Consider the following 1,749-nt stretch of genomic DNA (forward strand, 5'->3'; position numbering starts at 1 on the left):
GTTCGGACGTCGCCGTGGACAACCCCGTACCCGAGCCGCCCTTCCTCGGGACGCGGGTGGTCAAGGGCATCCAGCTGGCCGAGTACGCGAGCTGGCTGGACGAGGCGGCGCTGTTCAAGGGCCAGTGGGGCCTGAAGGACAAGGACACCATCGAGACGGAAGCCCGCCCCCGCCTCCGCGGCTGGCTGGACCGCCTCCAGACCGACCGTCTCCTGGAAGCGGCCGTGGTCTACGGCTACTTCCCCTGCGTCTCCAAGGGCGACGACCTGATCGTGCTGGACGAGGACGGAGGCGAGCGGACCCGCTTCACCTTCCCCCGCCAGCAGCGGGGCCGCCGCCTCTGCCTCGCCGACTACTTCCGCCCGGAGGACGCGGGGGAGGTCGACGTCGTCGGTCTGCAGATCGTCACGGTCGGTTCGCGGATCGGGGAGGAGACGGCGAAGTTGTTCGCCGCCGACTCCTACCGCGACTACCTCGAACTGCACGGGTTGTCGGTGCAGTTGGCGGAGGCGCTGGCCGAGTACTGGCACGGACGGGTGCGCGCGGAGTGGGGCATCGCCGGCGCCTCGGAGCCCGTCGGCATCGAGGGGATGCTGCGCACCGAGTACCAGGGCTGCCGCTACTCCCTCGGCTACCCGGCCTGCCCCGACCTGGAGGACCGCACCAAGATCGCGGCCCTGCTGCGGCCCGAGCGGATCGGCGTCGAGCTGTCCGAGGAGTACCAGCTGCACCCCGAGCAGTCCACGGACGCCTTCGTCGTCCACCACCCCGAAGCGACCTACTTCAACGCGGGAGGACGCCGATGAGCCGGACGGACCGGCCGACCTTCTCGTTCGAGTTCTTCCCGCCGAAGTCCGACAAGGGCGAGCAGACCCTGTGGGACGCGATCCGGCGCGTGGAGGCGCTCGCGCCGGACTTCGTCTCCGTGACGTACGGCGCGGGCGGCTCGTCCCGCGACCGGACGATCGACGTGACGAAGCGGATCGTGACGGAGACGACGCTGCGGCCGGTGGCTCACCTGACGGCCGTCGGGCATTCGGTCGCCGAGCTGCGGGCGATCATCGGCGCCTACGCGGACGCCGGCGTGCGGGACGTCCTCGTGCTGCGGGGCGACCCGCCGGGCGATCCGCGCGGCACCTGGACGCCGCATCCGGAGGGCTTCACGTACGCGTACGAACTCGTCGAGCTGGTCCGTGCGTTGGGCGACTTCCGGATCGGTGTGGCGGCCTTCCCCGAGGGCCATCCGCGGTCGCCCGACGCGGCGAGCGATCTGGCCCACTTCGTCGCCAAGTGCGCGGCGGGCGCCGACTACGCGATCACGCAGATGTTCTTCGACCCGGAGGACTACCTGCGGCTGCGCGACCGGGTCGCCGCGGCGGGCTGCGACACCCCGATCATCCCGGAGATCATGCCGGCCACCGACGTCCGCCAGATCCGCCGTTTCGCCGAGCTGTCGGACGCGGCCTTCCCGGAGGACCTGGCGCACCGGCTGGAGGCGGCCAAGGACGACCCGGCGGCCGCGTACCGCACCGGGGTCGAGCACGCGACGGCGATGGGCCTGCGGCTGCTCGACGAGGGCGCGCCCGGCCTGCACTACATCACGCTGAACAAGTCCACGGCGGCACTCGAAATCCACCGATCGATCCAAGCGTCAAGGAGCTTTGCACGTGTCTGAGTTCACCGATTTCAAGGTCGCCGACATCGGCCTGGCGGAGTTCGGCCGCAAGGAGATCACCCTCGCCGAACACG

At 70.8% G+C, this 1,749-nt stretch carries 2 protein-coding genes; both read left to right on the plus strand.

Translation table 11 applies throughout. From position 1 onward, the window contains the following. On the plus strand, window positions 1-806 hold an 806-nt coding region (locus tag ACIGXE_RS37700), incomplete at its 5' end, for a vitamin B12 dependent-methionine synthase activation domain-containing protein (RefSeq protein WP_399754682.1). After that, the gene (gene metF / locus ACIGXE_RS37705) at window positions 803-1,675 is read left to right on the plus strand and encodes a methylenetetrahydrofolate reductase [NAD(P)H] (RefSeq protein ID WP_399754684.1); all 873 of its coding nucleotides are present in this window, start codon (window positions 803-805) and stop codon (window positions 1,673-1,675) included. The genes ACIGXE_RS37700 and metF, both read left to right, overlap by 4 nt. Window positions 1,676-1,749 lie beyond the last annotated feature (74 nt).

This window comes from Streptomyces sp. NPDC053431, assembly GCF_044544925.1.
Lineage (GTDB): Bacteria > Actinomycetota > Actinomycetes > Streptomycetales > Streptomycetaceae > Streptomyces.